The organism is Methylobacterium tardum (genome assembly GCF_023546765.1).
Taxonomy (GTDB): Bacteria; Pseudomonadota; Alphaproteobacteria; order Rhizobiales; family Beijerinckiaceae; genus Methylobacterium; species Methylobacterium tardum.
In genome coordinates, this window is record NZ_CP097484.1 from 2922753 (window position 1) to 2945851 (window position 23099).

Annotated in this window: 23 protein-coding genes and 3 pseudogenes; 6 read left to right on the top strand and 20 right to left on the bottom strand. The window is 69.4% G+C overall.

Annotated elements, in window-relative coordinates:
- The first annotated feature begins 21 nt into the window (after nucleotides 1–21).
- From M6G65_RS13895 to M6G65_RS13910, 4 genes are all read left to right on the top strand, one after another.
- Nucleotides 22–1989 carry an FUSC family protein gene (locus M6G65_RS13895; RefSeq protein ID WP_430929575.1) on the top strand — a complete coding sequence of 656 codons (1968 nt, stop codon included), beginning with the start codon at nucleotides 22–24 and terminating at the stop codon, nucleotides 1987–1989.
- Nucleotides 1990–2013: 24 nt separating this feature from the next.
- Nucleotides 2014–2208, top strand: coding sequence for a DUF1656 domain-containing protein (locus M6G65_RS13900; protein ID WP_192710838.1), 195 nt, complete (start codon nucleotides 2014–2016; stop codon nucleotides 2206–2208).
- Nucleotides 2209–3264: an efflux RND transporter periplasmic adaptor subunit gene (locus M6G65_RS13905; RefSeq protein ID WP_250104068.1), complete on the top strand. Its 1056-nt coding sequence runs from the start codon at nucleotides 2209–2211 to the stop codon at nucleotides 3262–3264.
- Nucleotides 3265–3335: 71 nt separating this feature from the next.
- Entirely contained in the window at nucleotides 3336–3821 is a 486-nt protein-coding gene (locus tag M6G65_RS13910; RefSeq protein WP_238197892.1) for a DUF3280 domain-containing protein, read from the top strand.
- A gap of 740 nt (nucleotides 3822–4561) precedes the next feature.
- Here the strand turns inward: M6G65_RS13910 and gatB are convergent.
- The 5 genes from gatB to M6G65_RS13935 form a co-directional block, all read right to left on the bottom strand.
- Nucleotides 4562–6034, bottom strand: coding sequence for an Asp-tRNA(Asn)/Glu-tRNA(Gln) amidotransferase subunit GatB (gatB, locus tag M6G65_RS13915; protein WP_250104069.1), 1473 nt, complete (start codon nucleotides 6032–6034; stop codon nucleotides 4562–4564).
- Nucleotides 6035–6218: 184 nt separating this feature from the next.
- Nucleotides 6219–6518 carry a hypothetical protein gene (locus M6G65_RS13920; protein ID WP_192710842.1) on the bottom strand — a complete coding sequence of 100 codons (300 nt, stop codon included), beginning with the start codon at nucleotides 6516–6518 and terminating at the stop codon, nucleotides 6219–6221.
- Complete coding sequence (gene gatA / locus M6G65_RS13925) at nucleotides 6515–7993, bottom strand: Asp-tRNA(Asn)/Glu-tRNA(Gln) amidotransferase subunit GatA (RefSeq protein ID WP_250104070.1); 1479 nt, start codon at nucleotides 7991–7993, stop codon at nucleotides 6515–6517. Before gatA ends, M6G65_RS13920 begins: the two co-directional genes overlap by 4 nt.
- Nucleotides 7994–8069: 76 nt before the next feature.
- Nucleotides 8070–8360: an Asp-tRNA(Asn)/Glu-tRNA(Gln) amidotransferase subunit GatC gene (gene gatC / locus M6G65_RS13930; protein ID WP_250104071.1), complete on the bottom strand. Its 291-nt coding sequence runs from the start codon at nucleotides 8358–8360 to the stop codon at nucleotides 8070–8072.
- Between the two features lie 174 nt (nucleotides 8361–8534).
- A complete protein-coding gene (locus M6G65_RS13935; RefSeq protein WP_192710845.1) occupies nucleotides 8535–8675 on the bottom strand; it encodes a hypothetical protein in 141 nt (46 codons plus the stop codon).
- A gap of 169 nt (nucleotides 8676–8844) precedes the next feature.
- On the opposite strand from M6G65_RS13935, the gene M6G65_RS13940 reads away from it, so the two are divergent.
- Nucleotides 8845–9414: an SMI1/KNR4 family protein gene (locus tag M6G65_RS13940; RefSeq protein WP_238197882.1), complete on the top strand. Its 570-nt coding sequence runs from the start codon at nucleotides 8845–8847 to the stop codon at nucleotides 9412–9414.
- Nucleotides 9411–9905 (top strand): Holliday junction resolvase RuvX, encoded by a 495-nt coding sequence (ruvX, locus tag M6G65_RS13945; RefSeq protein ID WP_250104072.1) that lies wholly within the window; start codon nucleotides 9411–9413, stop codon nucleotides 9903–9905. Before M6G65_RS13940 ends, ruvX begins: the two co-directional genes overlap by 4 nt.
- On the opposite strand, the pseudogene M6G65_RS33985 reads toward ruvX, so the two are convergent.
- The 15 genes and pseudogenes from M6G65_RS33985 to M6G65_RS14015 form a co-directional block, all read right to left on the bottom strand.
- A pseudogene (locus M6G65_RS33985) lies at nucleotides 9895–10086 on the bottom strand (DprA-like winged helix domain-containing protein); the annotation flags it as partial. The gene ruvX and the pseudogene M6G65_RS33985 overlap by 11 nt on opposite strands.
- A 237-nt stretch (nucleotides 10087–10323) precedes the next feature.
- Nucleotides 10324–11099, bottom strand: a pseudogene (locus M6G65_RS33990) (DNA-processing protein DprA); the annotation flags it as partial.
- A 35-nt stretch (nucleotides 11100–11134) separates the two neighbouring features.
- Nucleotides 11135–11737, bottom strand: a complete 603-nt coding sequence (gene plsY, locus M6G65_RS13955) for a glycerol-3-phosphate 1-O-acyltransferase PlsY (RefSeq protein ID WP_238197878.1) — start codon at nucleotides 11735–11737, stop codon at nucleotides 11135–11137.
- Nucleotides 11737–13041 carry a dihydroorotase gene (locus M6G65_RS13960; protein WP_250104073.1) on the bottom strand — a complete coding sequence of 435 codons (1305 nt, stop codon included), beginning with the start codon at nucleotides 13039–13041 and terminating at the stop codon, nucleotides 11737–11739. The genes plsY and M6G65_RS13960 overlap by 1 nt, the downstream gene beginning before the upstream one ends.
- Nucleotides 13038–13841, bottom strand: coding sequence for an imidazole glycerol phosphate synthase subunit HisF (gene hisF / locus M6G65_RS13965; protein ID WP_238197875.1), 804 nt, complete (start codon nucleotides 13839–13841; stop codon nucleotides 13038–13040). The genes M6G65_RS13960 and hisF overlap by 4 nt, the downstream gene beginning before the upstream one ends.
- Nucleotides 13842–13858: 17 nt before the next feature.
- On the bottom strand, nucleotides 13859–14329 hold the full coding sequence (locus M6G65_RS13970) for a DUF29 domain-containing protein (protein WP_250104074.1): 471 nt from the start codon (nucleotides 14327–14329) through the stop codon (nucleotides 13859–13861).
- Nucleotides 14330–14369: 40 nt separating this feature from the next.
- Complete coding sequence (hisA, locus tag M6G65_RS13975; protein WP_238197871.1) at nucleotides 14370–15113, bottom strand: 1-(5-phosphoribosyl)-5-[(5-phosphoribosylamino)methylideneamino]imidazole-4-carboxamide isomerase; 744 nt, start codon at nucleotides 15111–15113, stop codon at nucleotides 14370–14372.
- A gap of 37 nt (nucleotides 15114–15150) precedes the next feature.
- Nucleotides 15151–15810 carry an imidazole glycerol phosphate synthase subunit HisH gene (gene hisH / locus M6G65_RS13980; RefSeq protein WP_238197870.1) on the bottom strand — a complete coding sequence of 220 codons (660 nt, stop codon included), beginning with the start codon at nucleotides 15808–15810 and terminating at the stop codon, nucleotides 15151–15153.
- 19 nt (nucleotides 15811–15829) lie between these two features.
- Nucleotides 15830–16309, bottom strand: coding sequence for a DUF2628 domain-containing protein (locus tag M6G65_RS13985; RefSeq protein ID WP_417568595.1), 480 nt, complete (start codon nucleotides 16307–16309; stop codon nucleotides 15830–15832).
- A 72-nt stretch (nucleotides 16310–16381) separates the two neighbouring features.
- A complete protein-coding gene (hisB, locus tag M6G65_RS13990) occupies nucleotides 16382–16969 on the bottom strand; it encodes an imidazoleglycerol-phosphate dehydratase HisB (RefSeq protein ID WP_192710855.1) in 588 nt (195 codons plus the stop codon).
- 84 nt (nucleotides 16970–17053) lie between these two features.
- Nucleotides 17054–17929: an S-methyl-5'-thioadenosine phosphorylase gene (locus M6G65_RS13995; RefSeq protein ID WP_238197866.1), complete on the bottom strand. Its 876-nt coding sequence runs from the start codon at nucleotides 17927–17929 to the stop codon at nucleotides 17054–17056.
- 233 nt (nucleotides 17930–18162) lie between these two features.
- Nucleotides 18163–19074 carry a cytochrome c1 gene (locus M6G65_RS14000; RefSeq protein WP_238197864.1) on the bottom strand — a complete coding sequence of 304 codons (912 nt, stop codon included), beginning with the start codon at nucleotides 19072–19074 and terminating at the stop codon, nucleotides 18163–18165.
- An 18-nt stretch (nucleotides 19075–19092) separates the two neighbouring features.
- Nucleotides 19093–20379, bottom strand: coding sequence for a cytochrome b (locus M6G65_RS14005; protein ID WP_238197862.1), 1287 nt, complete (start codon nucleotides 20377–20379; stop codon nucleotides 19093–19095).
- A 15-nt stretch (nucleotides 20380–20394) separates the two neighbouring features.
- Nucleotides 20395–20979 (bottom strand): ubiquinol-cytochrome c reductase iron-sulfur subunit, encoded by a 585-nt coding sequence (gene petA, locus M6G65_RS14010; protein WP_238197860.1) that lies wholly within the window; start codon nucleotides 20977–20979, stop codon nucleotides 20395–20397.
- Between the two features lie 210 nt (nucleotides 20980–21189).
- Nucleotides 21190–23026 (bottom strand): annotated as a pseudogene (locus M6G65_RS14015) (ABC transporter ATP-binding protein); the annotation flags it as partial.
- Nucleotides 23027–23099: the final 73 nt, after the last annotated feature.

Genomic DNA, 23099 nt, shown 5'->3' on the forward strand with positions numbered 1-23099 from the left:
TCCGATCGGGCCGTGGACGTCCTGGATGCCTGGGTGCCCGGGCCTGCGGCCTGGGCATTCGCCCTGCGGATCTGGATCGCCATGATGCTGGCCCTGGCGGCCGCGTTCTGGCTTCAGCTCGACAGCGCCTCTTCGGCCGCGACCTGCGTGGCCATCCTGGCCCAGCCGAAGCGCGGGCAGGCGATCTCGAAAGCGATCTACCGCCTGCTCGGCACGCTGATCGGCGCCGCCGTGTCGATCGTGGTGATGGCGCTGTTCGGACAGGACCGGGTCCTGCTGTTCGTCTCGTTCACCGCGTGGCTCGGCCTCTGCGTGTTCGTCGCGCAGTATCTGCAGGATACCCGAGCCTACGGGGCGATGCTGTCGGGCTACACGGTGGCGATCATCGCGCTCGGCCAGATCGACGATCCGCAGGGCACCTTCGACGCCGCCGTGTCCCGCGTTGCCGTGATCGTGCTCGGGATCGTGGCGATCACCTTCATCAACGATGCGCTGGCCTCCCCGAGCACGTGGCGAACTCTGCTGCCGCAACTCCGGAACGCCTGGGACGGGACGCGGGCTTACGCCCGCGAGACGCTGGCGGAGGGCGACCTCGGTGCGACGCGGACCGCCGCGCTGATCCGCACCATCGCGCCGATGCGCGCCGATGCCAGTGCCATCTCCGGGGAGCTCGGCGATGGCCACCTTCGGGCCGCGGGCGCGCGGAGCTGCATCGCGGCGCTCTACGTGATGGCGGCGTCGGTCCGCACGGCGGCGGCCGCTGCCGCCCATCTGCGAAACCCGAGCCCGGCCGTCGCCGAGGCCCTGGCGATCTGCCGGCGGGTCGCGGGCGCGCCCGACCGCGAGGCCCTCGACCGGGACGACGAGCGCCTGCGCGACCTCGTGGACGCCGCGATCCGCGACGGGGATCGGCCCCTCGATGAGGTGGTGGTGCTGCAGCGGGCGCTGGATTTCGTCTGCGCCGCAACCTTCGCGCAGGACGGGATCCGCGCAGTCGCTGACGGACACGCGCCGCTGCGCGATGCCAGCCTTCCGACGCACCGGGACTTCCCGGTGGCCCTGCGCGGCGCGCTGCGGGTGGCGCTCGCCTTCGCGGTCACGGCCGCCACCTTCGTGGCGCTCGGCCTTCCGCAGGCCTCCTTCGCGCTGGTGCAGGTCGCGGCCACCGCGGCGCTCTCGTCGGTCACGCCGGACCCGAAGAAGTTCGCCAACGGTGTCGTCATCGGCATGACGATGGCGGCCACCTTCGCGGGCATCGCCCGGTTCGCGCTGCTCAACGGCGTCCAGGGCTTTCCGATGCTCGCCATGGTGATGGCGCCGGTGATCTTCTTCGGCTGCTTCCTGTCCCTTAACCCGAAGACCTTCGGCATCGGCTTCATCGTGATCGTGTTCTTCCCGGTCCTGCTCGGCCCGTCGAACCCGCAGACCTACGACGCCCTCACCTTCCTGCTGAACGCGTTCCTCGTCATCGTCGCCGCCGTCATTCTGTCGATCGTCGTCCGGATCCTGCTCCCCGTGACGCCGGCGCAGCAGCGGGTCTTCGCGCTCGATTCGGCGCGGCGGACCCTGGCCGACGCGCTCGTCGGCGAGGGCGGCGACGCCACCACACGCACCAGCCTGAATGCGGACCGCCTGTTCCAGTTCGCCGGCTACAGCTCGGGAAGCAGCGCCGTGCGGCGGGCGAGCCTGTCGCACGCCTTCGCCCTCGCCCGGCTGGAAGCGGCCGCGGCCCGCGCCCACGCGGAGCTGCGCCGGCTGTCGGCGGTCGGAGCACTTCGCGATGCGATTGCGCGTGCTCGCGCCGGGCTCGCAGCCGGCGACGACCGCGCCCTCGAAACGGCCGCCCGCGATCTGATCCGCGCCGCTTCGCGGCAGGATCGACACGTGCGGCTCACCACGGCGCGCGCGGCCAGCGATCTGATCAGCGCGGCGCGAACCATCGTGCGCCACAGGCGGTTCCTCCATCGCCTCGACATTGCGCTATTCTGACGGGCGGGTTCTCAAAAGACGGCCATGTACGAGGATATCCATATCGGCGGGGTTCTGATCTCCTCGTTCGTCGCCTATGCGCTCGCCGCATTCGTGATTCTTCTTGTCCTGCGCTGGTTCTTCGCCCGCATCCGCTTCAGCCGCTACGTTGCCAATGCCCCGCTCGCCGAGGCCGGCATCTACGTCTGCGTCCTCGCTCTGCTCATTGCGTTGGTCTGAATGCCCGAAACGACTGCCGACGAGGATGATCCCAAGACGTCCGCCCGGGAGGGCAAGGCGAGCCGGGCCGACACCCTTCCGGTCGTCCCGCGGCGCGGCCGCGCCGCCAAGATCTTCCGGCTGGCCGCCACCGGCGTGATCCTCCTGGCCGCGTTCGTCGCGGCGGCCTACGTCTGGGAATTCTACGTTGCGGCGCCGTGGACCCGCGACGGCACCGTTCGCGTGCAGGTCGCCAACATCGCCCCGCAGGTCGCCGGGCAGATCGTCGAGGTGCGTGTCCGTGACAACCAAGTCGTCCGGAAGGGCGATGTCCTCTACGTGATCGACCCGGTGGATTTCGAGGTGTCGGTCACGTCCGCAGACGCCGAGGTCAAGAACCGCGAGGCCGACCTCCAGGTGAAGAACGCGCAATCCGCCCGGCGGCAGGCGCTCACGACGGTGTCCACGTCGATCGAGGAGAAGCAGCAATTCGCCGGCACGGCCAAGATCGCCGAGGCGGCTCTGGAAAGCGCGCAGGCGCAATTGCGGCAGGCCAAGATCAACCTCGAACGGACGCAGGTGAGGTCCACGGTCAACGGCCGCGTGACCAACCTGCTGATGCGGGTCGGCGACTACGCCCGCACCGGTACCTCGAACATCAGCGTCGCCGACACGGATTCGTTCTGGATCGACGGCTATTTCGAGGAGACCAAGATGCCCAACATCCACGTGGGCGACCGCGCCGACGTCAAGCTGATGGGCTTCGACCCGCACCTGACCGGGACGGTGGACAGCGTCACGCTCGGCATCTCCACCGCGAATGCCGCCGCGAGCACCCAGGGCCTGCCGGACGTGAACCCGGTTTACACCTGGGTCCGGCTGGCCCAGCGCGTGCCGGTGCGGATCCGAATCGACCATGTGCCGCCCGATGTCCCGCTGATCGCCGGCATGACCGCGACCGTGGTGGTCAACGGTGGCCGCGCGCCGGCTCCGAACTGGTTCATGGACCTGCGGGAGCGCGTCTCGGCCCTGGCCACACCCGCGATGGGCCCCACCGCAGAGGCCGACCGGCGCTGACGTCCGCCCGGATGTGACCGCGGTGCGATCCCCGGTGTTGTCTCCTCGAACCCCTCGTCGGGGATGCGCGCATGATCCGATCTACAAGCCTGATCGCCCTCTTCCTGGCCGCGGGCGGATCCGCCCTGGCCGCCCCCGAGAAGGCCGCGGTGTTCGACTTCCAGTTCTCGAACCTGTCGCCGGTGCCGAGCGACGCGGCGGACACGGCGCGCCTGAAGCGGGTGAGCGCGCAGTTGCGTGACCTGCTTCAGAAGAAGGGTCTGTTCACGGTCGTCTCCGTCGACCCGATCCGGGATGAGGTCGCCAAAAGTGCCGACCTGCGCCGATGCAATGGCTGCGCCGACGAACTCGCCCGTAAGCTCGGCGCCGATGTCGCGATCACCGGGGAGGTCCAGAAGGTCTCGAACCTGATCCTGAACCTCAACGTCTACGTGAAGCCCCTCGGCGGATCAGCGCCCGAGAAGGCCTACAGCGTCGACCTGCGCGGCAACACGGACGAGTCCTTCGATCGCGGCATCCGGTTTCTGGTCGAGAACAATATGGGCGCCGGCAAGTGAGTCGCGCGCCAAGCAATATTTCGCAATGCCGTGGGATCGATCCAAGTCCTTGACCCGACACGCGCCAAGCGGTGGCCCCGTGCTCAAGGTGAGCCGAAAAGCAGTCTGCCGAGGAAATTGCTATTGACCGGCCCGGTGGACGGGCGCAGTCTCCCCCTGTGCTTAGCGAGAGCGGGCACGGACCGGCCGGAAACCTAGATGCGATCAGGTTTCGCAATGGTAACGGTTGCCGAATAGCTGGAGGAGACAGGGATGACTCCACCGCAGCGGAACGCCGCCTAGACGGTTCAGGGACAGGTTCGGCCCGGAACTCAGCGGCACAACACGGACAGCCGGACGGACGCGGCTCCAGGGGCGCAGAAGCGGCCACGCATGGCACGTCTTCGAATGCGCGAAAGGCCCCACTTTGAGCCGTTCCGCCGCGGTTTCTTTTGAGCCAGGATCTGTTCGTCTTTCACCTGCCCGGCATGGCCGTAGCGGGATATCGTCGTGGCTTCGGGATGGTTGTCTCTGCGCGCGGAGGCAATCCAGCAGCCGCTGCTACCGGTCATCCCGGGGCCGCGCAGCGGAGCCCGGGATCCAGACCCGCCGACGCGCCAGATCTTGGCAGAACCGAGTGTCTGGATTCCGGGCTCGCCTGCGGCGCCCCGGAATGACGGTGCGGATCGCCCGGCGTTAGAACGTCGAGGCGGACACGACCCATCCGAGGGGTCGCTTCGCAGGCCTCCCGTCCGGCGATGCTACTCGATCCCGAGCTTCGCCTTGAGCAGCGCGTTCACGGCGGCCGGGTTCGCCTTGCCGCCCGTCGTCTTCATGGTCTGGCCGACGAACCAGCCGAGGAGCGTCGGCTTTTCCTTGGCCTGGGCGACCTTGTCGGGATTGGCCGCGATGATCTGGTCGACCGCCGCCTCGATGGCGCCGGTATCGGTGACCTGCTTCATGCCGCGGCTCTCGGCGACGGCGCGCGGGTCGCCGCCCTCGGTCCAGACGATCTCGAACAGATCCTTGGCGATCTTGCCGGAGATGACGCCCTCGCCGATGAGGTCGATGATCGCGCCGAGCTGGTCGGCCGAGACCGGGGTCGCCTCGATGGACAGACCTTCCTTGTTGAGGCGGCCGAACAGCTCGTTGATCACCCAGTTGGCCGCGGCCTTGCCGTCACGACCCTTCGCCACCGCCTCGTAATAGTCGGCGGAGGCGCGCTCGGCGACGAGCACACCGGCATCGTAGGGCGAGAGGCCGAATTCGGACACGAACCGCGCCTTCTTGGCGTCCGGCAGCTCCGGCAGCCCCTTGGCGAGGGCATCGACGTAGGCCTGGTCGAATTCCAGCGGCAACAGGTCCGGATCCGGGAAGTAGCGGTAGTCGTGCGCCTCTTCCTTGGAGCGCATCGAGCGGGTCTCGCCCCTGCCCGGGTCGAACAGGCGCGTCTCCTGATCGATCGTCCCGCCATCCTCCAGGATCGCGATCTGCCGGCGCGCCTCGGTCTCGATGGCCTGACCGATGAAGCGGATCGAGTTGACGTTCTTGATCTCGCAACGGGTGCCGAGCGGCTCACCGGGGCGGCGCACCGAGACGTTCACGTCGGCGCGGAGCGACCCCTTCTCCATGTCGCCGTCACAGGTGCCGAGATAGCGCAGGATCGTGCGCAGCTTGGTCACGTAGGCCTTCGCCTCCTCCGACGAGCGCAGGTCCGGCCGCGAGACGATCTCCATCAGCGCCACGCCCGACCGGTTGAGGTCGGCGAAGCTGCGCGTCGGATCCTGATCGTGCAGCGACTTGCCGGCATCCTGCTCGAGGTGCAGGCGCTCGATGCCCACGGTGATCGGCGAGCCGTCGATCATGTCGACCAGCACCTCGCCTTCGCCGACGATCGGGTCCTTGTACTGCGAGATCTGGTAGCCCTGCGGCAGGTCGGGGTAGAAGTAGTTCTTCCGGTCGAACACCGAGCGCAGGTTGATCTTGGCCTTGAGGCCGAGGCCGGTCCGCACGGCCTGGGCGACGCATTCCTCGTTGATGACCGGCAGCATCCCGGGCATCGCGGCATCGACCAGGGAGACGTGGTCGTTCGGTTCGCCGCCGAATTCCGTCGAGGCGCCTGAGAACAGCTTCGCGCGGCTCGAGACCTGGGCATGGATCTCCATGCCGACGATCACCTCCCAATCGTGGAGGCCGCCCTTGATCAGCTTCTTGGGGTCGACGGGTGCGTTCATGGTCGGTCCGGAAAGCGGCTGGCATTGGAGGCGCCGCCGTCTTTGCGAGCGCAGCGAAGCAAGCCAGGGAAGCGCAAGGCTTCCAGACATGGCGCCACTGGATTGCTTCGCTGCGCTCGCAAAGACGGCGGCGTCACCGAGTGCGTCGATCGAGAGATTGTCTAGGAGGCCCCTGCCCGCAGGGTCAAGCGCGGCGTCCGACCGCTCGGCGCGCGCCGTAGCCGAGGATCGCCCAGAGCAGCGCCGCCACGGCGCGGACCGGGAAGAAGGTCGGCCCGTCATGGGTGATCGGGGCCGGCCACGGGATGCCGGCCGCGCTCACCGCGTAGGAGAACAGCACCGAGAAGCCGAGCGCCGCGATCGCCGCGATGAACACCTTGCCGAACTGGCTCGCCGTCCAGCCGAGATACAGGGCGACGACGATCAGCGCCGGGTCGAACCCGGCCCAGATCCAGACCGTCCAGGGATAGAACGGGACGGTCATGCCCACCACGGCTCGGGCAGGGCGGTGCGGCCGGCCGAATCCTCGATCACCTGGGCGACGGCGAACAGCGTCTCCTCATCGAACGGCCGGCCGATCAGCTGCAGCCCCAGCGGGAGGCCCTGGCCGTCGAGCCCGGCCGGCACGGCGATGCCCGGCAGGCCGGCCATGTTCACCGTGACGGTGAAGACGTCGTTGAGGTACATCTCCACCGGATCGGCCGAGGCCTTCTCGCCGATGCCGAAGGCGGCCGACGGCGTGGCCGGCGTCAGGATCGCGTCGACGCCGTTCGCGTAGGCCGTCTCGAAGTCGCGCTTGATCAGCGTGCGGATCTTCTGGGCTCGGACATAGTAGGCGTCGTAGTAGCCGGCCGAGAGCACGTAGGTGCCGATCATGATCCGGCGCTTCACCTCGCGGCCGAAGCCCGCGGCGCGGGTGTTCTCGTACATGCCGGCGATGTCCTTGCCGGGCACCCGCAGGCCGTAACGCACGCCGTCGTAGCGGGCGAGGTTCGAGGAGGCCTCGGCCGGAGCGACGATGTAGTAGGCCGGCAGCGCGTAGGACGTGTGCGGCAGCGAGATTTCCTTGATGGTCGCGCCGGCGGCCTTGAGCCAAGCCGCGCCCTCGTCCCAGAGCTTCTGGATCTCGGCCGGCATGCCGTCGACCCGATATTCCTTCGGGATGCCGATCGTCAGGCCCTTCACGCCGCGGCTGACGGCGGCCTCGAAGTCGGGCACCGCCAAGTCGGCACAGGTCGTGTCGCGGGCGTCCGAGCCGGCCATCGAGCCGAGCAGGATCGCGCAGTCGCGCACCGTGCGGGCGATCGGCCCGGCTTGGTCGAGGGACGAGGCGAACGCCACCGTGCCCCAGCGCGAGCAACGGCCGTAGGTCGGCTTGATCCCGACCGTGCCGGTGAAGGCCGCGGGCTGGCGGATCGAGCCGCCGGTATCGGTGGCGGTGGCGCCGAGGCAGAGCCGCGCGGCGACGGCGGCGGCGGATCCGCCTGAGGAGCCGCCCGGCACGAGCGCCGCGTCGGAGCCCTTGCGCCGCCAGGGCGAGACCACGTTGCCGAAGGCGCTGGTCTCGTTCGGCGAGCCCATGGCGAATTCATCGAGGTTGAGCTTGCCCAGCATCACGGCGCCGTCGCGCCACAGATTGGCAGACACGGCCGATTCGTAATGGGGTTCGAAGTTCTGGAGGATCTTGGAGCCCGCCGTCGTGGTCACACCCTGCGTGCAGAACAGGTCCTTGATCCCGAGCGGGATGCCCTCGAGCGGCCGGCCCGCGCCGGAGGCGATCTTCTGGTCCGACGCGTCGGCCATCGCGAGTGCCCGGTCGGGGGTTTCCAGGAGATAGGCGTTCAGGGCGCGGGCCTTGGCCATCGCGTCGAGATGCGCCTGCGTCAGCTCGCGTGCCGAGATCCGCTTCGCCTTCAGGGCGTCGCGCGCCTCGGCCAGGGTAAGTTCGTTCGGATTCACGCTGTTCACGTCCTCGCGCGCCACCGCGCGCCTGCCCGCCAGAAAACCGGTCCGTCAGGTCCGGGCCGAGTCCGGCCTACTCGACCACCTTCGGAACCAGGAAGAAGTTGTCCTCGGTCTCGGGCGCGTTGGCGACCACGTCGGAGGCGCGGCCGCCATCCGTCACCACGTCCTCGCGCTTCTTCATGGCCATCGGCGTCACCGACGTCATCGGCTCCACGCCGGAGACATCGACGGCGCCGAGTTGCTCGACGAAGGCCAGGATCGCGTTCAGCTCGCCCTGCAGCGGCCCGACGTCGTCGTCGGTGACCGCGATCCGCGCCAGATGCGCGATACGCCGAACCGTCTTCTCGTCGCCGACCGACATGCCGTCTCGTTCGTCCCTGTCCGGGAGGTGTCTCCCGGGATCGGTCGGGCTATAGCACCGGCCTTCGACGCGCCGCAACGCGGGCGCGCCGTGTCATCCGGTCGGCCGCCCGCAGATTTCGGAGCCGGCTCAAAGCCCCACGCCGCGAAGCCGGGCCGGGATCAGATCCGTGCCTCAAGTCACCACGTGGTTCGGCTTCACCGACATCTCGATGGTGATCCCGGGCTGCCGGACAGGCTGAAGCATCGATTGCGCGAAGCCGAGGACGAGGATCTCAAATGCGAGCAGGAGCATCCAGCACTGCTTGCGGGTCATCGTCGGCGCGCGCTGGGGCGGGGCGGCTAAGGAGAGCTGGCCGGTCGACAAGGCGGACACCCGTGGCAAGGTTTAACGAAGCATTAACTTACCTATTCGCGAACGGCTCCGCGCACACCGGTGGTGATCTACGGAGCCGCTCAAGGCTGTGGACGACGGAGCGGGATCGATGTGGGAGCAGGTGTTCACCAGCCTGTCGCCGGGGCTCACGGCGGATGACGCGGCACTCAACCACGCCGCAGAGGAACTGGGCTTCGCGCTCCCGGCCTCGTACCGCGCCTTTTGCCGGGCGTGCGGTATCGGTCTGGCGGGCGGGCAGTTCCGGATCGCGGTTCCGGCGCCCTTCGAGGCGAGCGATCTCGTGACTCAGGCCGGGATCATTGCCCACAGCGTCGGCGCTGCCGTGACGATGCTGGAGACGGGGGGCGAGCCTCACCGGTTCGATGTCGAGGGCGGGGACGCGAGCATCATCGAGCGTGCCTGCTTCTTCGGCGTGGCCGAGGATGGCGGCTTCCTGTTCTGGGACGTGTCGGGAACGGGCGAGGAATACGATATCTGGCTGCTGGGGCCGGATCTGGAGGCGATCCGGTTCGGCGGCGAGAGCCTGACCGACTTCTTCGGCCGGGTGACCGGTCCGTCCGCCGCCCTGGTGCTCGGCCCGGGCACCGAGCCCCTGCCGGCCCGGTTCGAGGGCTTCTCGGAAGCGACTCTGGCGCGCGGGACACAGGCGGAATCATGAATCACGACGCGATCCGCGCCTTCTCGGCGGCCTCCCGCGGCGGCGCGCGCCTCATCGGCATCGACCTCGGCACCAAGACGATCGGACTCGCCCTCTCGGATCTGGGACGCCAGATCGCGACGCCGCTGGAGACGATCCGGCGGGTCAAGTTCACCCCGGACGCGCAGCGCCTCGCCGCCCTGTGCCGCCAGCACGCGGTCGGCGGCCTCGTGGTCGGCCTGCCCCTCAACATGGACGGCAGCGAGGGCCCGCGGGTGCAATCCACCCGCGCCTTCATCCGTAATCTCGCGCCGATCCTGCCCCTGCCCCACGTCTTCTTCGGCGAGCGCCTGTCGACCGCGGTGGTGACCCGAGCGCTGATCGAGGCCGATGCGTCCCGCGCGCGGCGCGGCGAGCTCGTGGACAAGCTCGCCGCCGCCTACATCCTGCAGGGCTGCCTCGACGTGATGCGCCACCTCGCCGATGTCGACGCGGATCCGCTCACCGACTGACGAGGGAGACGGTGCCGCTGCCGTGCCGCTCGATCCGGCCGTCGAGCTCCAATTCGAGCAGCACGGTCTGGACCACCCGAGCGCCGACGCCGGCGCTGCGCACCAGCTCGTCGGCCCCGACCGGGCTCGGGCCCAGCAGGCCGATGATGCGGGCGCGATCATCGGCCGGCTCCGGCGCAGCGGCGTCGAGGCCGGCCTCCGCCGGCCGCGTGAGCAGATCCTGCAAGTGGCCGGTCTCCGCGGTCAACGCGTCGAGATCGATCTCGTCCCAGAAGTCCGGTTGCTCGGCGAAGTCCGGCCGGTCCCGGTCCGGCGCGGCCTTCGGTGTCGGACCCCGCTCGATGATCGGGCCGATCACATCGAGGACATGCTCGACGTCGGAAACGAGGGTGGCGCCCTGGCGGATCAGGTCGTTGGTGCCCTCCGCGCGCGGATCCAGCGGCGAGCCCGGGACGGCGAACACCTCGCGGTTCTGCTCCAGGGCGAAGCGCGCGGTGATCAGCGAGCCGGACCGCCGCGCCGCCTCGGCGACGATCGTCCCGTAGGACAGGCCCGAGATGATGCGGTTTCGCCTGGGAAAGTCGCGCCCGCGCGGGACCCAGCCCATCGGCATCTCGGCCAGCACCGCCCCGCCCTCCCCCAGGATCGCATCGACCAGGCCGGCATGGCTCGCCGGGTAGATCCGGTCCTGCCCGCCGGCCATCACCGCGACGGTGCCGGTCGGCAGGCTGGCCTTGTGGGCGCGCGCATCGATCCCGCGGGCGAGCCCGAGACGACGGTGAGACCGGCCTCGCCCAAGCCGCGGGCCAGCTTCTCGGTGAAGGCCAGTCCGGCCATGGAGGCATTGCGCGAGCCGACGAGGGCTACGGCCGGGCGGTTCAGGATGGCGGCTCCGCGCAGGGCGAGCAGCGGCGGCGCCGCATCGGTCTGCTGAAGAAGGCGCGGATACTCCGCCTCGCCGGTGGCGACCAGCCGGCCGCCGAGCCGGGCCAGGGCGGCAAGCTCGTCCTCGGCCTGGATCCGGCTCGGCGGCTCGATCCGCCGGCCCTGGCGGCGGCTGAGGTTCGGCAGCGCATCGAGGGCTGCGGCCGCACCCCCGAACCGGTTGACGAGCGTGCGGAACGTGCGCGGCCCGACCCCATCGGTGCGGATCAATCGCAGCCAGTCGAGCCGCTGGGCGTCGGTCAGCTGCATGCATCCCCCAAGGACCGCGCGTCACGCGCGTGCGTTCAGCCCTTCTGGCCGATGCGCCCCTCGGTGCCGGACGCGAGTCGGCGGATGTTGGGCGCGTGCTTCCACCATAGCAGCACGCCCATGAGGAGGAACAGCAAAGCTTGCGCCGGTGCGCCGAGTGCCCACAGAACGACAGGTGTCGCGGCCGAGGCGGCCAGCGCCGCCAGCGACGAATACTTGAGCGCGAAGGCGAGACCGAGCCAGATGATCGCGAAGATCCCGAGCGCCGGCGGGCTGAAGGCGAGAAGAACGCCGATGAACGTCGCCACGCCTTTGCCGCCCTTGAATCCGAGCCAGACCGGGAACAGGTGGCCGAGGAATGCGCCGAGGCCGGCCGCGAGCGCTGGGCCCTCGCCCAGGTTCTTGGCGATCAGGACGGCGGCGGTGCCCTTCAGGGCATCGCCCAGCAGGGTGGCGGCCGCGAGTCCTTTCCGGCCGGTCCGCAGGACGTTGGTGGCGCCGATATTGCCCGATCCGATCGCCCGCACATCGCCGAGCCCGGCGAAGCGGGTGAGGATCAGCCCGAACGGGATCGAGCCCAGCGCGTAACCCAGGGCCAGGCCGCCGAGGGCGGAAACCGTCGCGAGATCCGGCAGCATCACGCGGCCGCCGCGAGGTCGTCGGCGGCGTGGACGATCCGCCCGCCGACCAGCGTGAGCACCGCCGCACCCTGCAGCCGGGCCTCATCGAAGGGCGAGTTCTTCGAGCGGGATTTCAGCCGGCGCTTGTCGAGCACGTAGGGCAGATCGGGATCGATCAGCACCAGATCGGCCGGCGCCCCGGCGGACAGCCGTCCGGCGTCGCGGCCGAGGATGCGGGCCGGGTTCACCGTCAGCGCGGTGATGAGCTTCGACAGGGCGAGATCGCCGGTATGGACGAGGCGCAGGGACGCGCCCAGCAGCGTCTCGATCCCGAGGGCGCCGTCCGCCGCCTCCGCGAAGGGCAGGCGCTTGGTCTCGACGTCCTGCGGGTTGTGATCGGAGACGACGACGTCGATCACGCCCTCGCCGAGCGCCTGGACCACGGCCTGGCGATCGACCTCGTGACGCAGCGGCGGCGAGAGCCGGCAGAAGGTCCGGTAGTGGCCGATGTCGTTCTCGTTGAGCACGAGGTTGTTCACCGACACGCCGCAGGTCACCGGAAGGCCGTCCTGCTTGGCCCGGCGCACGATCTCCACCGAATCGGCGCAGGAGATCATCGCGGCGTGGTAGCGGGCCCCGGTGAGCCGGACGAGGCGTATGTCCCGCTCCAGCATGACGGTCTCGGCCTCGCGCGGGATGCCCATCAGGCCGAGGCGCGAGGCGAGCTCGCCCTCGTTCATCACGCCCTCGGCGACGAGATCCGTCTCCTCGACATGCTGCATGATCAGCGCGTCGAAGTCCCGGGCGTAGGTGAGCGCGCGCCGCAGCACCTGGGCGTTCGACACGGCGCGAAGGCCGTCCGTGAAGGCGACGGCGCCGGCTTCCTTGAGCAGGCCGAATTCGGTCATCTCCCGGCCGGCCAATCCCTTCGTGATGGCGGCGGCGGGCAGGACGTTGACGCTCGCAGTGTCGCGGGCGCGCCGGAGCACGAAGTCGGCGATGGCCGGCCCGTCGATCACCGGGTTGGTGTCGGGCATGCAGACCAGGGTGGTGACACCGCCCGCCGCCGCCGCGGCGCTCGCCGAGGCCAGGGTCTCCCGGTGCTCGGCGCCCGGCTCGCCCACGAAGGCGCGCATGTCGATCAGCCCCGGGGCGAGCACCCGGCCGGCGCAGTCGATCCGCTTGGCATCGCCCGGCGCGCCCGGGGCGGCTCCCGACGCGACATCGCTGATGCGGCCGTCGCGGACCAGGACCGCGCCGGCGGTCTCGGCACCGGTCTCGGGATCGAGCAGGGTCGCGTTGGCCAGAAGGTAGCTGCTCACAGGGGCGCCCTCGCGGAAGATGCCGTGCCGTCGAGGCGCATGGCCAGCCCGGCCGCCGCCATATGGGCCTTGGCCTCGGCGACGCTCGCCTGCCCGAAATGGAAGATCGAGGCCGCCAGCACGGCGCTCGCGCCGCCCTCGGCGACACCGGCGACGAGATCGTCGAGCCCACCGACGCCGCCGGAGGCGATCACCGGCACGTGGACGGCGTCGCTGATCGCCCGCGTCAGGGCGAGGTCGTAGCCGGAGCGGGTGCCGTCCTTGTCCATGGAGGTGACCAGCAGCTCGCCCGCGCCCTTCTCGGCGACGAGCCGGGCGAAGGCCACCGCGTCGATGCCGGTCGGGTCGCGACCGCCATGGGTGAAGATCTCCCAGGCCGCAGGCTCGCCGGGCCCGGACACGCGCTTCGCGTCGATCGCCACCACGATGCACTGGGCGCCGAACTTCTCGGCGGCGCGGGCGACCAGATCCGGGTCCTTCACGGCCGAGGTGTTGATCGCGACCTTGTCGGCCCCCGCCAGCAGCAGGGCGCGGACGTCCTCGACGGTGCGCACGCCGCCGCCCACGGTGAGCGGCATGAAGCAGGCCTCGGCGGTGCGGCTGACGATGTCGAGCAGCGTGCCGCGGGCCTCGCGGCTCGCCGTGATGTCGAGGAAGCACAGCTCGTCGGCGCCGGCCGCGTCGTAGACCTTGGCGGCCTCGACCGGGTCGCCGGCGTCGCGCAGGCCCTCGAAGCGCACGCCCTTCACGACGCGCCCGTCCTTCACGTCGAGGCAGGGGATGATGCGGGTCTTGAGCACAGTCTCTCGCGGTCCGGTCAGGCTTCGGGGTCAATCGCGAAGGAGCGATCGATGATGTCCTGATAGGTGTAGGGACAGGTTTCTGGGAAGCGCTTGACGACCAGACCCGTCTCTTTCGCAGCCTCGAGACGGGCGACGCGGTAAGCCTTCGCTACCGCTTCGGCGAGGCGGCCCTTCAGGCCGGGGCTCTCGGAGAGTTCTTCAGCGATGTGGACCCGATGAGTCGCAATTGAGATCGCCCAGCTCCGGGACTGCATCTCTGGCTGGAAGTCGAACTTCAGCATATGCAGCAGCACGATCTGCAACGCGCTCACCAGACTGGCGAACTGGCTTTTGCCCAAGCTCTCGATCTCCTCCGCCAGGTTCTCGCGATCCAGGCCGGTGAGATCGCCCGACCGCAGGCGCGCGCTTTGCTCCTGTGTCCAGGTGTAGAAATCGTCCGCGTAGGCCGTTCCGGCCGGAGCCGGCCGGGTCTTCAACGCCGTCATCGAAGCCTCCCGCGTCGGCGCCTCCACGGCGAATGGTCTATCACGGAGTCGTGCCGCGCGCCGCAGCGATCGCCTTTAGGGCCGCTTCCGGATCGATTCGGCCGTCGTAGAGGGCCCGCCCCGTGATGGCGCCGGCGATGAGCGCGCAATCCGGCTGCAACAGGCGATGCACGTCGTCGATCGACGCGAGGCCGCCCGAGGCGATGACGGGGATGCGCACCGCCTGGGCGAGCGCCAGGGTCATCTCGACGTTGAGACCCTTCAGGATGCCGTCGCGGGCGATGTCGGTGTAGATGATCGCCGCGACGCCCGCGTCCTCGAAGCGGCGCCCCAGCTCCTCCGCGGTCATGCTGGAGGTCTGCGCCCAGCCCTCGACCGCGACGCGGCCGTCCTTTGCGTCAATGCCGACCGCGATCTTGCCCGGATACTTGCGGGCGGCCTCCCGGACGAAGCCGGGGTCGCGCACGGCTGCGGTGCCGATGATCGCCCGGGCGACACCCTTGCTCAGCCAGCCCTCCAGGGTCTTCATCTCGCGGATGCCGCCGCCGAGCTGAACCGGGATCGTCACGCGCGCGAGGATCGCATCCACCGCCTCCGCGTTTCGCGGCGCGCCCGCGAAGGCGCCGTCGAGATCGACCACGTGGAGCCAGGGGAAGCCCTGCGCCTCGAAGATCGCGGCCTGGGCGGCCGGATCGTCGCCGAAGACCTTGGCCTGCGCCATGTCCCCCTGGATCAGGCGGACGCAACGCCCCTCCTTCAGGTCGATCGCCGGGTACAGGATCACGGGCGGTTCTATCCTTCTTGCCGGAGCCGAACGGCGCTCACGGGCGCCAGGTCAGGAAATTCGCGATCAGCGCGAGGCCGAGCCGCTGGCTCTTCTCGGGGTGGAACTGCGTGCCGGCGACATTGTCCCGGGCGACCAGAGCGGTGACCGGGCCGCCGTACTCGGCGCGCGCCACAACATCGTCCGGCCGCTCGGGCGTCAGCGCGTAGCTGTGCACGAAATAGGCGTGCAGCCCGTCCTCGCCGGTGGGAATGCCGGCCAGGAGCGCGTGATCGCGCTCGGCCCGCAGGGTGTTCCAGCCCATATGGGGGACCTTGAGGGCCGGATCCGACGGTCGGATCGGGCCGACATCGCCGGGGATCCAGCCGAGGCCCGGCGTGGTGGTGTATTCGAGCCCCCGGGTCGCCAGGAGCTGCATGCCCACGCAGATCCCGAGGAACGGGCGCCCGGCCTCGTGAGCGACCTGCGTCATCGCCTCGACCATGCCGGGGACCGCATCGAGCCCGCGGCGGCAATCCGCGTAGGCGCCGACGCCGGGCAGAACGACCCGGTCGGCCCCCGCCACGACCTCCGGGTCCGAGGTCAGGCAGATCCGCGCGTCGCGCCCGCTCTCGCGGGCGGCGCGCTCGAAGGCCTTGGCGGCGGAATGGAGGTTGCCCGACCCGTAATCGATGATCGCGACCGTCTCGGCACTCATGCGCGTCTCGCCCGCAGATTCATCGGGCGCCTTCCTGGGCAGGGAACAGGCCGATCACCGGCTCGGCGCGCCGGCTCGGGCCGCTGGGGAATGGCGGGCGCGGCGCATTCGGGCTCGCCTCCAGCCACCGGCCGATCGCGCGGGCCTCCGCCTCCTCGGGCGTCGCCGCGATGACCGCGTCACGCACCGGCCAGCCGCGACGCGCCAGCGTCCAGCGGCGCAGGCTCGACGCTTCGAGCCCGATCAGCCACGCGGCCAGCAGGGTGGCGATGAGGCCGGCGCCGGTGGGCAGCCCGAAGGCGATCCCCGCGATGGCCAGCGCGACCAATCCGACGAGGACGGCCAGCGCCGCGATCCACAGCCGGTGGTACAGGAACCACAGAACGGTGAAGGCGAAGGCCGGCCATACGAAACCATCCGGCACGAGCACGGCCCGGTCCAGGCCGATCGACTCGCCCGGCCGCGCATCGGCGGGCAGGTGGAGCGTGTAGCTGCGCATCCGCATCACGGGACTCCGGCTAGGTCGCTCCACGCAGGCCGGACGGCCGCACGGAGCGTGACGACGACAGGTCTACAGGGAGCCCTTCGTGGAGGGAACGCGTCCCTCCTCGCGCGGATCGATCGCCACCGCCTTCCGCAAGGCGCGCGCCAGTCCCTTGAAGCAGCTCTCGGCGATGTGGTGCGCGTTGTCGCCGTACAGGGTCTCGACGTGGAGGGTCAGCCCGGCATTCATCGCGAAGGCCTGGAACCACTCGCGCACCAGTTCAGTGTCGAAATTGCCGATCTTCTCCACCCGGAAGGCGGTGCGGAACACGAGGAACGGTCGACCGGAGATGTCGACGCAGACCCGGGTCAGCGCCTCGTCCATGGGCAGGTGGATGTCGGCGTAGCGCGTGACGCCGCGCTTGTCACCGAGCGCCTTGGCGAAGGCTTGGCCCAGCGCAATACCGCAATCCTCGGCCGAATGATGCTGGTCAATGTGGAGATCGCCGTCGACCTTCACGTCCAGATCGAACAGGGCATGCCGCGCCAGCAAATCCAGCATGTGGTCGAGGAAGCCGATGCCGGTGGCGATCGTCGATCGCCCGGTCCCGTCGAGCGAGACCGTGACCGCGATATCGGTCTCCGCGGTCTTCCGGCTGATGGTGGCGCTGCGCATTTCGGTCTGGACTTCGTGACTGGGGCGGCACCGGCCGCCCGCGCCTTCTAGAGGGACTTTCTCCGGAATGGAAAGGGTGCGTGCCTATCCGTTCAGCACCCGACCCGCCACGGCATCGAGCTTGGCGAGCAGCGCGGGGTCGCGGACCGACGGCGCGGTCATGATCGCCCCGTCGAGCGCCCGGTGCGAGCCCGCCGGGCAGGGCTCGCGCTCGGCCGGGAAGTCGCGCGCCAGCCGGGACACCAGCCGGGCCGCCTTGTCGGCATTCGCGCGGGCGACCGCGATGACGGAGGCCACGTCCACGGCGTCGTGGCCCGGGTGCCAGCAATCGTAATCGGTGACCATCGCGATGGTCGCGTAGGTGATCTCCGCCTCGCGGGCGAGCTTGGCCTCGGGCATGTTGGTCATGCCGATCACGTCGAAGCCCTGCGCCTTGTAGGCCCGGGACTCGGCGAGCGACGAGAATTGCGGGCCTTCCATGCAGACATAGGTGCCGCCGCGATGCACCGCGATGTCCTCAGCCCTGGCGGCATTCGCGATCCGCGCCTGCAGGCCCGGGCCGACCGGATGGGCCAGGGAGACGTGGGCGACGCAGCCGTCGCCGAAGAATGACGAGGCGCGCCCGTGCGTACGGTCGACGAACTGGTCGACCAGCACGAACAGGCCCGGCGGCAGCTCCTCGCGGAACGAGCCGCAGGCCGAGAGCGCGACGAGATCGGTGACCCCGGCCCGCTTCAGCGCGTCGATATTGGCGCGGTAGTTGATGCCCGACGGCGAGAGCCGGTGCCCCCGCCCGTGCCGGGCCAGGAACACGACCTGGGTGTCGCCGATCCGTCCGATGCGCAGGGCGTCCGACGGCTCGCCCCAGGGTGAGGCGACCCGCTCCTCGCGCACGTCTTCCAGACCCGGCAGATCGTAGACGCCGGACCCACCCATCACCCCGAGGACCGCTGCCGTCATGCCTGTCTTCCTGCACTGTCAGTGACGCTGCGCGAGCGCCGCGATCCCCTGCACGCCCTCATCCTGAGGTGCCGGAGCGAAGCGGAGGCCACGATGGAGGACGTGGATGGGGATCACCCGCCTCCCGCCAGCCGATCGTCGCGGCGGCCGACCGGTAGCATGGGGGGCAGGCCCAAAAAAGATGGGCCCCCGCGAGGGAGGCCCATCCGTGTCGCCGATCGTGGAGCGGCGCTTCAGTAGGTTTTGTGCAGTTCCGGCTGGAGGCCGTGGACCTCGCCGCCGACATCGGCCCAGACCTTCTTCTTCACGTAGTAGAGCAGCCCGGACAGCACGATCAGGAACAGGATCACCCGGAAGCCGAGGGCCTTGCGGTCCATCATGTGCGGCTCGGCCGTCCACATCAGGAAGGCCGCGACGTCCTTGCCGTACTGGTCGACCGTCTCGGGGACGACCGGTTGGCCCTGGTCGTTCTTGGGATAGCTCACCTGCCCGTCGGTGATCGGCGGCGGCATCGCGATGATGTGGCCGGGATAGTACTTGTTGTAGTGGCCGCCATCCGGAACCGTGAAATCCTTCGGCGGCTCTTCGTAGCCGTTGATCAGGGCGTGGATGTAGTCGGGGCCCTGCTCCGAATAGCCGATGAACGGCAGCCAGTCGGTCAGGAAGTAGAGCGAGCCGCGGGAGAAGGTCCGCGCCTTGGCGATCACCGAGAAATCGGGCGGCGCCTTGCCGCCGTTGGCCGCGGCGGCCGCCTGGTCGTTCGGGAAGGGCGGCGGGAACGTGTCGGCCGGCCGGCCGGGCCGGTCGAACATCTCGCCGGAATCGTTGGGCCCGTCCTTCACCTGATAGGTCGCCGCCAGGGCCTTGACCTGTCCGGTGCTGAAATCCGGCCCACCCTCTTGCGCGAGGTTGCGGAAGGAGACCAGCTTCATCGAGTGGCAGGAGGAGCAGACCTCCTTGTAGACTTGGAAGCCGCGCTGCAACTGCGCGGTGTCGAAGCGGCCGAACACGCCGGCGAAGCTCCAGCTCACGCGGGCCGGGATCGGCCCGCCATGCCCTTCCTGGGCGGAGACCGGCACGGCGCCGATCAGCAGGGCCGCCAAGGCGGCCGCGGCGGTCGTCGAGAGGACACGGGTCATCATCATGGTCCTGTCGTCAGCCCGTCAGCCCTTGGTGGTCGGAGCGGCGGCGGCGCCCGCCGGCATGCCGGACCCGCTCACCTGCTTGCCCGGCCCGGTGACGCTCTCGAGGATCGAGCCGGGCAGCTTCTTCGGCGTCTCGAACAGGCCGCAGAGCGGCATGACGATGAGGAAGTGAGCGAAGTAGTAGGCGGTGCAGATCTGCGCGGCGAGCACGTAGCCGCCCTCCGGCGGCTGCGAGCCGAGCCAGCCGAGCAGCAGGGTGGCGCCGACGAACACCCAGAAGAACTGCCGGTAGATCGGCCGGTAGTTGCACGAGCGGATCCGCGACGTGTCGAGCCAGGGCGCGAAGGCCAGGATGATCACCGCCGAGAACATCAGGATCACGCCGCCGAGCTTGCTCGGGACCGCGCGCAGGATCGCGTAGAACGGCAGGAAGTACCATTCGGGCACGATGTGCGCGGGCGTCACCGCCGGGTTCGCCTGGATGTAGTTGTCGGCGTGGCCGAGATAGTTCGGCTGGTAGAACAGGAACCACGAGAACAGGATCATGAACACGCAGACGGCGAACACGTCCTTGATCGTCGCGTAGGGCGTGAACGGCACCGCGTCCTTGCCGGACTTGATCGGGATGCCGACCGGGTTGTTCTGGCCGGTGACGTGCAGCGCCCAGACGTGCAGCACGACGACGCCGGCGATCATCCACGGCAGCAGGTAGTGCAGCGAGAAGAAGCGGTTCACCGTCGGGTTGCCGACCGAGTAGCCGCCCCAGAGCAGCGTCTGGATGGTGTCGCCCACTACCGGGATCGCCGCCAGGATGTTGGTGATGACGGTGGCGCCCCAGAAGCTCATCTGACCCCAGGGCAGCGTGTAGCCCAGGAAGGCGGTCGCCATCATCAGCAGGTAGATCACGACGCCGAGGATGTAGAGAACCTCACGCGGGGCCTTGTAGGACCCGTAATAGAGGTTGCGGAACATGTGCAGGTACACGGCGACGAAGAACATCGAGGCGCCGTTGGCGTGCGCGTAGCGCAGCAGCCAGCCGTAATTCACGTCGCGCATGATCTTCTCGACGGAGTTGAAGGCTCCCGTCGCCGAAGGCTCGTAATGCATCGCCAGCCAGACGCCGGTGACGATCTGGATGCCGAGGAAGGCGATCAGGATCGCCCCGAAGGTCCAGAAGTAGTTGAGGTTGCGGGGGACCGGGAAGGCCACGAACGAGGAATGCACCAGCCCGACGATGGGCAGGCGCGCCTCGAACCATTTGGCCACGCGGCTCTTGGGGACGTAGGTGCTGGCCGTTCCGCTCATGCTTCCGTCCTCCCCTCAGGCCGCTTCCTTGCCGCCCTCGCCGATCCGGATCTTCGTGTCCGTCTCGAAGGCGTAGGGCGGGATCGGCAGGTTGATCGGCGCCGGTCCGTGGCGCACGCGTCCCACCGCGTCGAATTGCGAGCCGTGGCACGGGCAGGCCCAGCCCTCGAAATTGCCCTGGTGGCCGATCGGCACGCAGCCCAGATGCGTGCAGTTGCCGTACACCACCAGCCACTGATCGTGACCGTTCTTGACGCGCGTCGTGAAGGCGGCCGGATCGATCATCGCCGAGAGCGGGACGGACTTCATGTCGCCCACCTCCTTCTCGGTGAGCTTGCGCACGAAGATCAGCTTGCCGCGCCAGAAGACGTTGACGATCTGCCCGTCCTGGATCGGCGTCAGGTCGACCTCGATCGGCGCGCCGGCGGCGATCGTGTCGGCATCGGGTGCCATGGATGAGATCAGCGGCCAGGCCGCGGCCGCGGCCCCCACCGCCAGCCCGGCGCCGGTGGCTAGGTACAAGAAGTCACGACGGCTGCCCTCAGGCCCGGAGGCCGCGGGAGCGGCTGCTGATGTGTTCGCCAAGATTCGGAACTCCATGCGTCGGCGTGAGGGCCGCAGGCGCCCTGCCCTGAATTCCCGGTCTGGCCGGGATCAAAGCATTATCGTTCTAAACCGAGCAATGAGACCGTCTGCCGCCCCCGAGTCAAGCGGCCGTTTGCACCGCAGCGATAAAGCCCGGACACGATTGTCCTGATATGTTGCCGGCTCTCGGCACGTCAGGCGACGGCGCTGTCGTAGCGGGCGGTCCCGTCGTCCGAGAAAGCCGCCCGATTGGCGCGACCACAGGCCGGCGTAGACGCCGCCCTGGGCGACGAGTTCGGCATGGGTCCCCTCCTCGATGATCCGACCCTGGTCGATCACCACCAGCCGGTCGAGGGCCGCGATGGTCGAGAGGCGATGCGCGATGGCCAGCACGGTCTTGCCGGCCATCAGCGTGTCGAGTGATTCCTGGATCGCCGCCTCGACCTGACTGTCGAGGGCCGACGTGGCCTCGTCCAGGATCAGGATCGGCGCGTCCTTGAGCATGACGCGGGCGATGGCAATGCGCTGGCGCTGTCCGCCGGACAGCTTGACCCCGCGCTCGCCGACCTGGGCGTCGTAGCCCCGCCGACCCTTGTGATCGACGAGATCGGCGATGAAGCTGTCGGCATGCGCCAGCCGGGCGGCCTGCTCGATATCGGCTTGGCTCGCATTCGGCCGGCCGTAGGCGATGTTGTCGCGGATCGACCGATGCAGGAGGGACGTGTCCTGGCTGACCATCGCGATGGATTCACGCAGGGATTGCTGCGTGACGGCCGCGATGTCCTGCCCATCCACGAGGATGCGCCCGCTCTCGACGTCGTAGAGGCGCAGGAGGAGACCCGCGAGGGTCGATTTGCCGGCCCCGCTGACGCCCACCAGCCCGACCTTCTCGCCCGGACGGATGGTGAGGGAGAAATCCTCGATCACCGTGGCGTCGCCGCGGCCGTAGTGGAAGCCGACATTCTCGAACCGGATCTCGCCGCCGGCGACGGTGAGCGCGCGCGCGTTCGGCGCGTCGGTCAGCCCGTGCGGACGGGCCATCGTCTGCATGCTCTCCTGCACGACCCCGACATTCTCGAAGACGCCGCGGACGGTCTGCATCACCCAGCCGGACATGGCGATGAGCCGCAGGACCAGGGCGAGCCCCGCCGAGGCCTCACCGGTGCTCATCCCGCCCCGCTGCCAGAGGACGAGGCAGGCCGCGCCCGTGGCGATCAGGAGCGCGCTGTTGAGCAGGCCGAGCAGGCTGGTCGTCAGCGTCACCAGCCGGAACTGATGCAGGTAGGCGTCGGTGTGAACTTCGACCGCGTCGCGCACCGCCGCCCGTTCCTCGCGGTCGCGGGCGAACAGCTTGACGGTCAGGATGTTGGTGTAGCTGTCGGCGATCCGGCCGATCAGGGTCGAGCGGGTGTCGGCGGTCTTGTGCGAGCGTGCCCGCGCCCGCGGCACGAACCACGTGGTCAGGGCGGCATAGGCGGCGATCCAGAGCAGCACCGGCAGAACGAGCCACGGCGAGATCGCGCTGAACAGTCCGACCGCGGTGATCGCATAGATCGCCACGTAGAGGAGCGTGTCGATGAACACGACGGCGAGTTCCCGAACCGCCGGTCCCACCTGCACGACGCGGTTCGCGAGCCGCCCCGAGAAGTCGCCCTGGAAATACGAGAGCGCGTGCCCGAGGGTGTAGAGATGCGCCCGCCACCGGATCTGGCTGGTGGATTGCGGCACGACGAGCTGGTTCGACAGCACCTCGTGCGCCCAGATCGACAGCGGCCGGATCACCGCGACGAGCAGGACGACCAGACCGAGTTCGACTGCGTGGTCCGACAGCACCGTGGCCCGATCGGCCGTGCCGAGCAGGTCGATGAACCAGCGCATCACCAGATAGAGCGACGCCTCGACCGTGCCGGCGATCACCGCGATGACGAACAGCGCCGCGAGGGCGGCGCGGATCGGGCGCAGGTAGAACCAGGCGAAACCGAGGACGGACCGCGGCGGCATCCGCGCCTCGTCCGAAGGGCGCGAACGGGTCGACGCGGCGCTCAAGCCAATCCAGGAACATGTCTACGGGGGCGTGATGCGGCGGGAGCCCCTCATGTAAGCGCGACCCGCCGCGGGCCAACCGCGCGGCTTGG